The 13375-nt window shown below is 52.1% G+C and carries 10 protein-coding genes; 6 read left to right on the forward strand and 4 right to left on the reverse strand.

The window, feature by feature from the left end; genetic code table 11:
* Positions 1 to 20: 20 nt before the first annotated feature.
* The 5 genes from R70331_RS08570 to R70331_RS08590 all read left to right on the forward strand — a co-directional run bounded on the left by R70331_RS08570 (position 21) and on the right by R70331_RS08590 (position 6661).
* Positions 21 to 953: a peptidase U32 family protein gene (locus R70331_RS08570; protein WP_042174557.1), complete on the forward strand. Its 933-nt coding sequence runs from the start codon at positions 21 to 23 to the stop codon at positions 951 to 953.
* 281 nt (positions 954 to 1234) lie between these two features.
* Positions 1235 to 2563, forward strand: a complete 1329-nt coding sequence (locus tag R70331_RS08575; RefSeq protein WP_042174559.1) for a peptidase U32 family protein — start codon at positions 1235 to 1237, stop codon at positions 2561 to 2563.
* A 257-nt stretch (positions 2564 to 2820) separates the two neighbouring features.
* A complete protein-coding gene (locus tag R70331_RS08580) occupies positions 2821 to 5031 on the forward strand; it encodes a methyl-accepting chemotaxis protein (RefSeq protein ID WP_197071407.1) in 2211 nt (736 codons plus the stop codon).
* A 171-nt stretch (positions 5032 to 5202) separates the two neighbouring features.
* The gene (locus R70331_RS08585) at positions 5203 to 6267 is read left to right on the forward strand and encodes a LacI family DNA-binding transcriptional regulator (RefSeq protein ID WP_042174564.1); all 1065 of its coding nucleotides are present in this window, start codon (positions 5203 to 5205) and stop codon (positions 6265 to 6267) included.
* A gap of 64 nt (positions 6268 to 6331) precedes the next feature.
* The gene (locus R70331_RS08590; RefSeq protein WP_042174567.1) at positions 6332 to 6661 is read left to right on the forward strand and encodes a hypothetical protein; all 330 of its coding nucleotides are present in this window, start codon (positions 6332 to 6334) and stop codon (positions 6659 to 6661) included.
* Positions 6662 to 6788: 127 nt separating this feature from the next.
* Here the strand turns inward: R70331_RS08590 and R70331_RS08595 are convergent, their stop codons facing one another.
* From R70331_RS08595 to R70331_RS08610, 4 genes are all read right to left on the reverse strand, one after another.
* Positions 6789 to 7211 carry a VOC family protein gene (locus R70331_RS08595; protein ID WP_042174570.1) on the reverse strand — a complete coding sequence of 141 codons (423 nt, stop codon included), beginning with the start codon at positions 7209 to 7211 and terminating at the stop codon, positions 6789 to 6791.
* Positions 7212 to 7590: 379 nt separating this feature from the next.
* Entirely contained in the window at positions 7591 to 8763 is a 1173-nt protein-coding gene (locus tag R70331_RS08600) for a glycoside hydrolase family 130 protein (RefSeq protein WP_042174573.1), read from the reverse strand.
* Positions 8763 to 9977 carry an AGE family epimerase/isomerase gene (locus R70331_RS08605; RefSeq protein WP_042174575.1) on the reverse strand — a complete coding sequence of 405 codons (1215 nt, stop codon included), beginning with the start codon at positions 9975 to 9977 and terminating at the stop codon, positions 8763 to 8765. The genes R70331_RS08600 and R70331_RS08605 overlap by 1 nt, the downstream gene beginning before the upstream one ends.
* Positions 9978 to 9987: 10 nt before the next feature.
* A complete protein-coding gene (locus R70331_RS08610; RefSeq protein ID WP_042174577.1) occupies positions 9988 to 10944 on the reverse strand; it encodes a glycoside hydrolase family 113 in 957 nt (318 codons plus the stop codon).
* Positions 10945 to 11246: 302 nt separating this feature from the next.
* On the opposite strand from R70331_RS08610, the gene R70331_RS08615 reads away from it, so the two are divergent.
* Positions 11247 to 13310 carry a methyl-accepting chemotaxis protein gene (locus R70331_RS08615; RefSeq protein WP_052418981.1) on the forward strand — a complete coding sequence of 688 codons (2064 nt, stop codon included), beginning with the start codon at positions 11247 to 11249 and terminating at the stop codon, positions 13308 to 13310.
* Positions 13311 to 13375: the final 65 nt, after the last annotated feature.

Genomic DNA, 13375 nt, shown 5'->3' on the forward strand with positions numbered 1-13375 from the left:
GTAAGGCAGGAGGATGTAACATGATGAACAAACCGGAGCTGCTGGTAACAGCGGCATCCCTGGAGGAAGCGCGGGCACTGCTGAATGCAGGAGCGGATGCACTGCTGATCGGAGACGACCGTTTCGGTATGCGGCTGGCCGGCCATTTTACGCTGGAGGATACAGCGGCCGTAATTGAACTGGCCCACGGTATGGGCCGCAAGGTATACGCCAGCCTTGGCGGGCTGATGTCTAACCGCCTGCTGGACGAGCTTCCGGCTTATGTGAAGGCAATCGGCGGGCTGGGCATTGACGGAATTGAATTCGGTGACCCTGCTGTGCTGTACGCCGTGAAGTCAGAGGCACCGGAGCTGGGGCTGCACTGGAATGCCGAGATGACCTCGACGAATTACTATACGGCTAATTACTGGGGCCGCAAAGGGGCTTCACGGGTCGTTCTGGCCCGAGAGCTGAATATGGATGAGATTACCGAAATGGTACCGCTGCTTGAAGTGGAAGCCCAGGTGCAGGTGCACGGAATGACCAATATTTATCATTCCAAGCGCGGGCTGGTAGCCAGCTACATGGCGCATCAGGGACGTCCGGTGGAGGATGGCAATCTTGGCAAGGACCGCGGCCTGTTCCTGATTGAAGCAGAGCGCCAGGAAGAGAAATTCCCGATCTACGAGGATATCAACGGAACGCACATTATGAGCTCCGATGATGTCTGTATCCTTGAGGACCTGCATATCCTGCTCGCTGCCGGAGTGCACAGCCTCAAGATCGAAGGCCTGCTCAAGCCAATTGCTTATAACGTTGCTGTCGTCAAGGCTTTCCGTCATGCAGTGGACCTGTATGCACAGGACCCGCAGGGCTATGAATTTGATGAGTCTTGGATGGATGGAATCCGTGCGCTGCAGGACCCTGAGCGTGACCTGTCGTTCGGCTTCTTCTACAAAGAACAAGTCTATTAATTAATCTTTTAGGGCAATAAAATAAGGCAATGATTTGCTGCTTTAAAATGAACTTGAAGCTTACCTTAAGGATAAGAGTAACGGAGGAAAGGTTTGGAACTGAAGGAGCGAACGCGTCCGCCTTTGTCTCCGGATTTCAACCGCGAACAGCGGTACTAGTCAAGAAATCTGGAGACAACAGCGGCCGGAAGTCCAAACGCTTTCTGCAGTTACGTTCATATCCAAAAGAGATGATTTGCGGTTTGTTTTAACACAGCAAAGATATGGAGGGGAGAACATCAATGGGTACCATGACCAAGCCCCAGTACAAGGGGAAACGTTACCGTCTGGACAAACCGGAGCTCCTGGCTCCGGCGGGTAACCTCGAAAAATTGAAATTTGCCGTGCACTATGGTGCGGATGCAGTATATATCGGAGGACAGAAATACGGACTGCGCTCCGGGGCTGACAACTTCAGCTTCGAGGAAATGCGCGAGGGTGTTGAGTTCGCTAAAAAATACGGGGCAAAGGTATTTGTCGCCACTAATATCTATGCCCATAACGAAGATATCGCGGGGATCGAGGAATACCTGCGTAACCTGTATGAGGCGGGAATTGCCGCTATCATCGTAGCCGATCCGGCTATCGTTGATACTGCGCGCCGGCTGGTGCCTGGGCTGGAAGTGCATCTCAGCACACAGCAGTCTACGCTGAACTGGCAGGCTGTATCCTTCTGGAAGGAAGAAGGGCTGCCGCGTGTCGTGCTGGGCCGCGAGACCAGCCTGGAAGAGATCGCCGAGATCAAAAAGCATGTCGATATCGAAATCGAGAGCTTCATCCACGGCGCGATGTGCTCCTCGTATTCCGGCCGCTGCGTGCTGTCCAACCATTTTACAGACCGTGACTCCAACCGCGGAGGCTGTTGCCAGTCCTGCCGCTGGAAGTATGACCTGTTCGAGGACGGACGTCCGGAAGGAACCTGGGTGTCGGAGGAGGATCAGGCTGAAGCTGCTCCGCCGCAGCATCTTTTACCGGGAGTAACCCAGCTGCCGCTGCATCAGCCTGAGGATAACCCGTTCACCATGGGCTCTAAGGACTTGTGCATGCTGGAGAGCATTCCCGACCTGATCGAGGTGGGCATTGACAGCTTCAAAATCGAAGGCCGGATGAAATCTATCCACTATGTAGCCACTGTCGTGAATGCATACCGCAAGGCAATTGATTCCTACATGGCGGACCCTGAGAATTACGTGCTGAAGCCGGAATGGCTGGAAGAGCTTCAGAAGGCGGCGAACCGTCCGCTGAATACCGGTTTCTTCTATGACACGCCGGACCACGAGGATCATATTTATGAGCCTGAGGAAAAAGCGGCACCGTATGATTTTGCCGGATTGGTGCTCGAATATGATTCGCAGAGCGGTACAGCGCTTGTGCAGCAGCGTAATCATTTTAAGCCGGGACAGGAAGTTGAATTTTTCGGACCTGACAATACATTCTTTAAGCAGACCGTCGGCGAGCTGTGGGATGAAGCGGGGAATCCGCTTGATGCTGCCCGTCACCCGCTTCAAAAGGTGCGCATGAAGGTGGATCAGCCGGTTGCTTATTTTGACATGATGCGGAAAAGAAAATAACAAGAGCGTACATGATAATAGAGGATGCCTCCACCTGCGGGGCGTCCTTTTTGCGTATATACAGAATGTGACAAAAGATTATAGAATATATAAAAATTCTCAGTTTAATTCTTGAGAAATCTAAGCATTTTGTCCTAATCAGCCGATAATAGAGGGTGAACGCTTACATACATCTTCTATTCTAACTGGCAGGTGATTGCATGGGAATTCCCGAGCAGGAGAACAGAGAGAAAAAGCAGAAGGGGAGAAGGGTAAAAGTGAGAAAGAACAATAAACAAACACTCAAAGAACAGAAAGAACATCCTGATTCGGCAAAGGGGAAACAGCCGTCAGGAAAAGGCAAGGGTAAGATAAAAATGCCTGATTTAAGCTTTAAAGGTGTGCTGCACGGCTCCGTCCGCCAGGTAAAGAGAGTAAATCCGATCAAATCAGTAGGGGTCAAGCTGTTCCTGATTTTTCTCTCCTCTATCGTGGTTGTTGTACTTCTTCTCGGACTCTTGTCGTATAACAAGGCTAAGACTACGATTAAAGATAATGTGTCGGAGGCGAACAGGCAGACCATTCTCCAGACCTCGGACAAGCTGGACATTATGCTCAACCAGTACGAGAATCTGGCGCTTCAGCTGTACTTCGATACCAAAATGCAAAGCGATCTGACCGCTCTGGTCTCAGCTGCATCCAATTATGATAGATTCGTCGCTACGGATGCAATCAGCAAGAAGCTGTCCAGCCAGACGACAACGGACTCTAATATTGTGGCGATTTCACTGATTCCGATTGAACCGGAAGAGGGCGTCATCTCAAGCGGCAATTCCAGTCTGAAGATGGAGGGAATCAGAGATCAGGAATGGTTCAAGACTGTGGTTGACCGGACTAAAGAATACACTGCTTACTATACAAAAGACGGTGAGTCGCTGCAGAATTACTGGTTCTCAACCTCTGTGCAAGGAAACGGCGGGAAGAATGTCGCGATGGTAAGATCCCTGAAGACAATGGGATCCGGCTCAGGGTTCATCTTGATGCTTGAGTTGAAGAACACACTGCTTGAGGATGCCTTCAAAAGTGTGTCGCTTGGCGAAGGCTCACGGATTCAGCTGGTTGATCCGGATGGTACTGTAGTAGCCTCCTCTGTGTCTGCTGATGACGGAACGGCTTCGGAATTCAGCTTCATTAAGGACAGCAAGGATGCAACCAGCAGCCGGGAAGCCAAGGACGGGGAAGGCAAGGATGTGCTGGCCGTATTCGGAACGCTTACCAAGGCTGACTGGAAGCTCACCGGAATTATTCCTACAGGCGAACTGGTAAAAGCTGCGGCGCCTATCCTGTTCACCACGTTTATGGCTGCACTTGTAGCAGCTTTGCTTGCTGTACTGCTGGGCTTCTGGATGGTGCGGATGATCGCCCAGCCGCTGGCCCGCCTGAAGGATCTGATGGTTCAAGGGGCAAAGGGAGACCTTAGCGTACGGACTGAGTTTGTCTCGAAGGATGAAATTGGCCAGCTCTCAGACTCCTTTAATATGATGATGGAGCGAATTACTGATCTGGTAGCGCAGACGACCGATACAGCACGTGAAGTATTGGAGACTGCCGGTGAGCTTGGCGATGCTTCCCGCAAAACCGCCATTTCTGCCAAGGAAATCGCTGCAGCCACTGAAGAGATTGCGGGCGGCGCAGGCAGTCTGGCGCTGGAGGCAGAGCGCGGCAGTGAGCTGACAGATCTGATCGGTACCCAGATGCAGAGTGTGGTAGCTGCCAATGCGGCAATGGATGAAGCGGCGCATACGGTCGGCGAAGCCAGCGGACACGGTGCCAAGCAGCTGGAGGCCCTGCTGGAGAAGACCGGCCTGATCGGTGAGAAGACGGGGGCGCTGGTGTCTCGGGTCAACAATCTGAAGGATACAGTATACTCTGTCGTTAAAGTGCTTGACGTGATGAAGAATATTACCCAGCAGACGAATATCTTGTCTTTGAATGCTACGATTGAAGCAGCGAGAGCCGGCGAGGCAGGCCGCGGATTTATGGTGGTGGCCGGTGAAGTCCGGCAGCTGGCTGATCAGTCCAAGCAGTCGATTGCCCTGGTAGCCGGCATCATTGATAATATTGTCACTGAGATGAACGGAACCGTAGAGGAGCTGTCCGAAGTGGCTCCGCTCTTCAAAGAGCAGATGACCTCAGTGAAGAGTACAAGCGATATCTTTGTTTCGGTACAGGCTCAAATGGAGGATTTCATTGCCAGTCTGGAGTCTGTTACAAGCGCAATAGGCAGTCTCAGCCATTCGCAGGGTGTGCTGTCTGATGCAATGGGCAATGTAAGCGCAGTGGCACAGCAATCGTCGGCTACCTCCGAAGAGGTGGCTTCACTCAGCAGCGAGCAGCAGAATGTGAGCGATCAGCTCGTATCCCTGTCCGGCAAGCTGGAGGTTGCTTCGAACCAGCTGAAGGACAAGCTGGCGTTATTTACGATTTAACTTTAGATAGTATAGTTAATCCTGGCGAACATTCAGGCTGTTTCTTCCCTTGTGAAGAAGCAGCCTGTTGTGCTTTTAGGGGCTGGTTCTTGTGTATAAGGGAAACGGCAAGTATAATTATTTTGTTAGGTAAAAGTTATGATAACGGAATCAACCGCTGGAGGAATACATATGGCTAAAAAAGTTACGATGCAGATCATAGCAGACCATCTCGGAGTGTCCAAATTCGTCGTCTCGAAATCCCTGTCCGGCAAGGAGGGAGTTAATGAAACAACGAGAGAAAGAGTCATTCAGGCGGCTTCACAGCTTGGTTATTTCACGCAAAAAAATGCATACATGCAGAGCACAAAACGCTCTGCCCAAGCGGCCGGCGGTGACCGCAACAAGCAGTCGGTGCTGGTGCTGATGCCCAATATCCGTTCCCAGACGCAGGATTCGCTGTATTGGGGCAAAATTGTAGACGGCATTGCCTTAGCACTGGATGAACAGGGGCTGGGCATGGTAATTGTCTCGGAGCACCGGGCTGACAACTTCGTTAATATTTTGAATCCCGGCGGCCTGCTGGGACTGGTCGGTGTAGGTACAATATCAACCTCACTGCTGCTGGAGGTTCACCGGATCGGCCTGCCGATGGTGCTGATTGATCATGAGGACCCGCTGATTCCAAGCGACACTGTATTTGCGAACAACATGGACTCCATGTCGAGGCTAAGCAATCATCTGCTGGGAATCGGCCACACACAGCAGCATTTCATTGGTCCGATCCGTTATTCCCGCAGCTTCAGGGACCGCTGGATCGGCTTCCGCAGTTCGCTTGAAGAAGGAGGAATTCAGCCTCAGCAGGGCAATGATGTGCTGCTGATGCAGGAAGGGATGGATTCGCTTGTTTTTCATGAGGAATTCAAGCAGTGGCTGTTGAAGCGGAAGCGTGAGGGGAATGTCCCGACTGCGCTGCTGTGCGGCAATGATTTTATTGCCCTGACAGTATGTGAAGTACTTGAGGAGGAGGGCATGTCCGTTCCTGAGGCTATCTCCGTGACCGGCTTTGACAATATTGACGATGCTGCCAGAGGTATTCCGCCGCTGACTACTGTGCATGTCCCGAAGGAAGCGATGGGGCGGGCCGCGGTCGAGAAGCTGCTGCACCGGATTAACAGCCCGTCTTCACCGCTGGAAAAAATCCTAATTGCCGCTGATATTGTCCACAGGGATTCGGTGGCTGAGCCGCGTAGCTGAACGTGTAAGACGGCATGAATCAAGCCTTAAAATTTATTATCTTTTAATTGGAGTGAACAAACGGATGAGTTATGATGTGCACATTACCCGGACGGAACACTGGACGGAGAGCGGAAGCAATCCGATTTCCTTGGAGGAAGCAAAAGCGTATTTTGCCGGACAGGCAGATTTTAATTACAGCAGCGGACTTTCAGTAAAGAGTCCATTCGGGACACTGGATATTGCCGGGGACTTTTTTAACTGGCTGGCGGAAGAAGATGAACAGATCTCTTTTAAATACACAGACGGGCGGATTACGGTAGCGGGTGCGGATGATTTTGTAATTGAGAAGATGATCGGGGTTGCTGCCGGGCTAAATGCTAAAGTACAGGGGGACGACGGGGAGGAGTATTAGATTCGGGATGCAAGCCGATCTGTGAAGATATCGATCCTGCTCTGGATGGCACTCCGGCGGCATTTATTGCTGTCTAAGCGCTGTATGCCGCCGGTGAAGTGCCTGGCTTGAATAGTGTAAGCTGTAATCACTCTGGAAGCTCCCAGGCCGGGTTCCAGGCCACCTCCCATAAATGCCCGTCAGGGTCCTGAAAATAGGCGGCATACCCTCCATAGAAGGTATCGTGAGCAGGTACGGTAATGACCGCGCCGGCCTGCCGCACTTCGGCGATAAGCAGGTCTACTTCTTCACGGCTGCCTACATTGTGGGCCAGAGAAAACTCAGTCGGACTGGCAGGAGTCTGCGGTAGCCTGCTGTCATCGGCCAAATCCCTGCGTTTCCACAGAGCCAGCCTGAGACCTGCCTGCAGCTCAAAAAAAGCAACAGCCCCGTGCTCGAATTCCGTCCCGATAATCCCCTCTGTCGGCAGGCCCAGCCCGTCACGGTAGAACTCCAGCGACCGCTCCAGGTCATCCACTCCCAGCGTTATAACGGAAATACGCGGTTTCATCTCTTAACCTCCTCGTAGCTATTTCGGCTCTGATTCCATTGTACCCTGTTTGCAAAACAGGAAAACATCGCTTCATAGGGATGGATAGTGTGTATTCATTTAAATAAGTGGAATTTCACCCGCTAAATCCTTCTCAATCTCGGCTGTAAGGATATTAGTGGGAAAAAGTCCACTAAAATTAACCGAATTACCTGAAAAGTGGTATATCGTACGAAATAGCTGGCGATTTTCTAACTAATTATTGAAAATAATTGTTTTTAATGGAATTAGGTGGAGGAAATCGAACTAACCGGTAAGCGCATATAAAAGGCGAATAGGCGCCGCCTGCAGATACGTTGAGCTCTGCCGGCGGCGCCTGTTCTTTTACATGTGAATAACATTAGAGCTGCAGATTGCGGTTAATCAGTTCGATCCGCTGCTGGACGCAGGCGTAGGAGCGCAGCGGATCTTCCGGCGTGTTCAGCACGTAATCGAGCATCTGATCGACTGTGGTGGTTGCTACATGCACCCGGGTATCTGAGGATGCGTAATACATGTAGATTTCCCCGTTGTCACGGGCGATTACACCGTTACAGAATACGACATTCGAGACATCACCGACGCGTTCTTCCCCGTCCGGTGCGATGAAGTGTCCGCCTGGAGCATGGGTAACCTTGTTCGGTTCATTGAGGTCAGAGAGGAAAACATACAGCACATAACGCAGACCCGCAGCGGTATTACGCACGCCGTGGGCGATGTGAAGCCAGCCGCGCGGGGTTTTGATCGGAGCGGGCCCCTGGCCGTTCTTCACTTCCTTGACCGTATGATAGTAGCGCTGGTCGATGATCGTCTCGCTCCCGATGACCGCATTCTCAATAGTATCGGATAGCCCCCAGCCGATGCCGCCGCCGGAGCCGGCGTCGATGAAGCCGTCCTGCGGACGGGTGTAGAAAGCGTATTTACCGTCTATAAACTCCGGATGCAGCACGACGTTGCGCTGCTGGGCGGAGCCGGTCCGCAGGTCGGCTAGGCGCTCCCAGCTCTTCAGGTCCCTGGTGCGGGCGATACCGCACTGCGCCACTGCACTGGACAGGTCGCCATGCGGCGCATCCGGGTCCTTGCGCTCGGTACAGAACAGCCCGTAGATCCAGCCGTCTTCATGCTTGGTAAGACGCATATCATAGACGTTGACGTCCGGTTCTCCGGTCTCAGGCAGAACAACCGGATGAACCCAGAAACGGAAACCGTCCACTCCGCTGTCACTCTCGGCGACGGCAAAGAAGGATTTACGGTCGTTGCCTTCAACACGGGCTATAATATAGAATTTGCCGTCCAGCTCAATTGCGCCGGGATTGAAGACACCGTTTACGCCGATCCGCTCTGCAAAGTAAGGATTAGTCTCAGGGTTATAATCATAGCGCCAGATCAGCGGAGCATGCTCTGCGGTCAGCAGCGGATAAACGTACCGGTCGTATATCCCGTTGCCGTAGGGCAGCTTTTCATTTTTACGGGCAATCAGGGTCTCGTACCGCTGTGTCAGCTGTGCCTTGCGTTCTTCGAATAATGCTGTCATTAGTGAGTCTCCTTTACGGCGGCCTGCAGGCGTCCGATCATTTCGAAGCAGGCTCTGCTGTTATGATAAGGGCACTTCCAGGCACTGACCTTAGGCGCGTGAGCCAGAGGCTGCAGATGCTCATCCACCGCCCAGTACCATTCACCCAGCTTATGGTCAACGATATAACGGTCGATAAATTCCCATACTGCTGCCGAGGCATCCAGATAACGTGTATCCTGTGTCAGCTGATAAGCGTTATAAAAGCCGACCATTGCTTCAGCCTGGGGCCACCAGTCCTTTTCCTCATTCAGCAGGCCGCTTGGTACAGCCTCGTTCCAGATTCCGCCGTCTTTGTCGATTCCTTCAGCCAGAACTGCTTCGGCCATAGTAACGGCAACCTTACGCACACGCTCCAGCAGCGCTTCATCACCCAGCACCTCAGCCGCCTCCACCAGCAGCCAGCTGCCTTCAATATCGTGGCCGTAGGAGGTGATGTCCGATTTGATGTGCCACTCTTCATCCATGAACAGGTGGAAATGACGGTCTTGATCATCAACGATATGATCAAGCATCGTGTTAATCAGCTCGGCCAGCTTCACCCGCAGCTCCTCGGATTTCCATACCTGGTACAGCCCGGTATAGCCCTCAAGGACGTGCAGATGGGTATTCATCGATTTTTTCTCATTCATATCCTTATCGCTGAGCGACAATTCATCCGTAACCTCCCATTCGCGGGAGAGCGCTTCAATATAACCTTTATAAAGAGGATCATAGCTGTGCTTCTCCAGGACGCGGAAAATCTCTACAGCAAGCTTAAGCGCATTCTGATCTCCGGTAGCATGATGGTATTCAGCCAACGCATAGATGGCAAAAGCCTGGCCGTACACCTGCTTCTTAGGCTGGGAAGGGACACCGGATGCGTCAACCATCCAGTACAATCCGCCATATTCCTTATCGAGGAAATGCTCCAGCAGATAACGGTAAGCGCGTTCAGCCATACTGAGATATTCCGCCGAACCATAGGTGCGGTAGGCTGTAGCAAAGGTCCAGAGAATCCGCGCATTAAGCACCAGGCTCTTCTCGGCCCCGGCAATCACGTTGAGCTGATTATCAATTTCGCCGACGAAGCCGCCGTGCTCTTCATCCAGTGTGTGCTTGATCCAGAAGCCGAGAATATTGTTCTGCAGCTCGTTCGTAAGTGCGTTCAGCCATGCTTCAGTTGTTATTTTCATAAGGTAACATTCACTCCTGACTATTTATTGTAGTAGTAAAAAAGTGCTTGATAACAGGTGCGGCAGCCTTGCCGTACATACAATAATCATCATTGGCTGCAGCTTCCTCCAGCGGATAAAGCTCTGCCGGCCAGTCCCAGAGCATGAAGCCCTGCACCCAGCTGCGCTTTTGGCATGCACTGAACATCGCCTGGTAGAAGCGGCTTTGCTCCTCCTGATCCGGCCCGCCCGGCAGCGACCAGTCATTGGGGATCGCGGCGCTTCCGCTGCGGCTTGGGCATCCGGCTTCCATGAAGAAGAAGGGCTTGCCGTGCGCCTGCACGACAGGCTCAATCCGGTCGAGCTGGGCTTCCCAGTCCGTTTCCGGATAATAGCCGCTGGACGATATCACATCGAGAGCATCCCACCAGGTTACATTAGCCTCCTGATACTTGTCGCAGTTGTACGTGATGACACCGTTATATACTTTGCGGACCTCAGCGATCAGCGTGCGCCATTCTGCTTCACGCCGGTCAGTCTGGACCATTTCACAGCCGATGCAGAACATTTCGCAGCCGGTTTCTTCGGCAATCCTCGCATAATGCAGAATAAAAGCGGTATAAGAGCGGAACCAGTCTGACCATTTGGGCTCGCAAGGAACATCTTTGTCAAAAAAGTTAATATGTGCCCGCCAGGTTCCGTCAGCACAGTTGACGATCGGCTTGAGACAGACCTTCAGACCGAGCGTTTTGGCCTTGCGGATAGCCCACAGCACTTCATAGTCAGTAACCGTCGGTGCTTCCTGGTAAGGGATATTCGTGGACTGGGCAGTCGCCTGGAAGGCGCTAAAGGCAATGGCTGTCCAGTTAGCTCCCGTAACCGATTTCATAAGTTCCATTGAGGTCCCGGCAGCCTCTGTTGCCCATGTTCCGCGTTTGCCCATGAAGCCCCAGGTTACCCCTCCGATATATTCATTAAGCCGTGACATTCTACAACCTCCGATTTACAAATTTTATCAATAAGAAGTGATAAAATAAGTGATTTTGTTATTGTTAGTTAGCTACAATATAATAACAAAACAATAATTTAATCATACAATTTAGTTATAACCCTTTTCAGTGGTGATTTCAAGAGGGGAAACAGATGAATCAGGGTAGGGATAACAATCATTTTGAGTAATCTTCAGCAGCTATCACCGGATACAACAAAATCACAGCATTTGCAGTCCTTTTCGTTTATGATTAATGGCGGCTGTGTGCAACAATAATGAAGATTTGGCGGTGGTTTTTTGTGAGTAAATTAAGAAAAGTCGGCAGCGGACCCGCGTGGCTGAATCCTTCCAAGTCACTGGGGATGCGGTTATTTCTGGTGTTTTTTATCACGACTATGGGGATTGTTCTGTCACTCGGCTATACTTCGTATTCTGTAGCCAAACATACGATTGAAACTAACGCCCTGGCGGCGAATGAACAGACGGTGCAGCAGACAGCGGAGAAGCTGGATGTGATCCTGCTGCGCTTTGAGGATAGGCTGGGGGAGCTGTTTTACAACAAAACGATCAGGCAGGCCGTCCAGTCCGGCACAGCGTCCGGTGCAGAGGCGGAGGCTAAGGCAGCAGCGGCTGCCTCGATTCAATCGGAGCTGGATGCCTGGCTTGAAGCGGCGGGAAATATGCAGGCTGTATATCTGGTTCCGCTGGAGGATAGTCTTCCGGTATTGGTATCTGGTACGGCAGACAGCGCTTTTATAGAAGGGATGAAACAAAACGGCTGGTTCAGTCAGCTGCAGAATCAGCCTCAGAGTCTCTGGATCACGCAGGGGCTCAAGCAGGGCGAGAACACAGGAGTATTTCATTTTGCCAAGTCGGCAGAAGCTTCCGGCAGCGCAGGCTATATTGCTGTGTGCGATATCAAGACTGCTGAAATTGAAAGCCAGCTTAGCAAGGTCAGTCTTGGAATGGATTCTTATATCCAGCTGCTGACAGACAAGGATGAGCTGATCGCCACCTCGCAGCACCAGGAAGCAGATTCCTATCTGCGTCTGGGCGGAACACTTTTTAATGGACTGAACAAGGATTCCGGCTCACTGCCAACCCGTGATGAACAGGGAAAATCAATTCTGGCGGTATACGGTACGCTGGCAAGCTCGGGGTGGAGAGTACTCGGCGTTGTTCCTTCGGACAATCTCATCAAGGATGCCGGACTAATTCTGAATACCACGTATATTGCCGTTGCAGCAGCTGCGGTTATCGCAGTGCTGATCGGCTTCTGGATGGTAAGGATGGTCTCAGGTCCGCTGAACCGGCTAAAGACATTAATGTTCCAGGGAGCCGAGGGAGATCTCAGGGTACGTACTCAAGTGAAGTCCCGTGACGAGATTGGGCAGCTATCCGGCTCATTTAATATGATGATGGAGCGGATTAACGAGCTGGTGGTACACACCAATGAGACAGCGCTTGAAGTGCTTGGAACGGCGGATGCACTGGGACATGCGTCCCGCAAGACAGCAATGGCTGCGAAGGATATCGCTTCTGCGACAGAAGAGATTGCCGGCGGAGCAGGCAGTCTGGCGCTGGAGGCCGACCGGGGCAATGAAATGACGGAGAGAATATCCGGCCAGACGGCCCAGGTTATCGCTGCAGCACAGGAAATGAGCAGCACCGCACACAGTGTCGGGCAATCCAGCAAGGAGGGGGTTGCGAAGCTGCAGGAGCTGCTGGTCAGAACGGGGAACACAGGTGTAATGACAGGCACCTTGGTTCAAAAGGTGAACGAGCTGCAGGAGACAGCATCCTCAGTCATTAAGGTGCTGGATGTCATGCAAAACATTACGCAGCAGACCAATATCCTGTCACTGAATGCCACGATTGAGGCAGCACGGGCAGGCGAGGCCGGCAGCGGCTTCATGGTGGTGGCTGATGAGATCCGCCAGCTTGCCGACCAGTCCAAGCGTTCCATTGCCGTGGTCGCAGACATTACCGAGACTATAATGCAGGATATCAACGATACCGTGAACGCCTTATCTCAAGTGGCGCCGCTATTCTCGGAGCAGATGGCTTCTGTGCAGGATACCAGTGAAATTTTCGTATCTGTGCAGGAGCGGATGAACCAGTTCATTGCCAGGCTGGATTCCGTATCGGATTCCATCGCAGGATTAAGCCAGTCGCAAAAAGGGCTGTCGGAGACGATCGGCAATGTCAGCTCCTTTGCCGAAGAATCGTCGGCAGCTTCTGAGGAGGTGGCTTCGCTCAGCGGTGAACAGCAGAATGTGAGCGATTATCTGGTCGAGCTGTCCGGCAAGCTGGAGAATGCATCCTTGAAGCTCAGGGAACGGCTGGCCAGGTTCAGTGTGTAGAATACAAAGCGTATACAGCGCTATAGTGGCTATTCTGCCGTACTCTTCTTTAGAAGGGTACGGTT

Origin of the sequence: Paenibacillus sp. FSL R7-0331, assembly GCF_000758645.1 — a bacterium.
Taxonomy (GTDB): domain Bacteria; phylum Bacillota; class Bacilli; order Paenibacillales; family Paenibacillaceae; genus Paenibacillus_AQ; species Paenibacillus_AQ camerounensis.

Coding starts and splice junctions, on each gene's coding strand:
- R70331_RS08575 (WP_042174559.1), top strand. CDS start 1,235: ATGGGTACCATGACCAAGCCCCAGTACAAGGGGAAACGTTACCGTCTG.
- R70331_RS08595 (WP_042174570.1), bottom strand. CDS start 7,211: ATGAAACCGCGTATTTCCGTTATAACGCTGGGAGTGGATGACCTGGAG.
- R70331_RS08610 (WP_042174577.1), bottom strand. CDS start 10,944: ATGTCACGGCTTAATGAATATATCGGAGGGGTAACCTGGGGCTTCATG.
- R70331_RS08605 (WP_042174575.1), bottom strand. CDS start 9,977: ATGAAAATAACAACTGAAGCATGGCTGAACGCACTTACGAACGAGCTG.
- R70331_RS08600 (WP_042174573.1), bottom strand. CDS start 8,763: ATGACAGCATTATTCGAAGAACGCAAGGCACAGCTGACACAGCGGTAC.
- R70331_RS08585 (WP_042174564.1), top strand. CDS start 5,203: ATGGCTAAAAAAGTTACGATGCAGATCATAGCAGACCATCTCGGAGTG.
- R70331_RS08590 (WP_042174567.1), top strand. CDS start 6,332: ATGAGTTATGATGTGCACATTACCCGGACGGAACACTGGACGGAGAGC.
- R70331_RS08570 (WP_042174557.1), top strand. CDS start 21: ATGATGAACAAACCGGAGCTGCTGGTAACAGCGGCATCCCTGGAGGAA.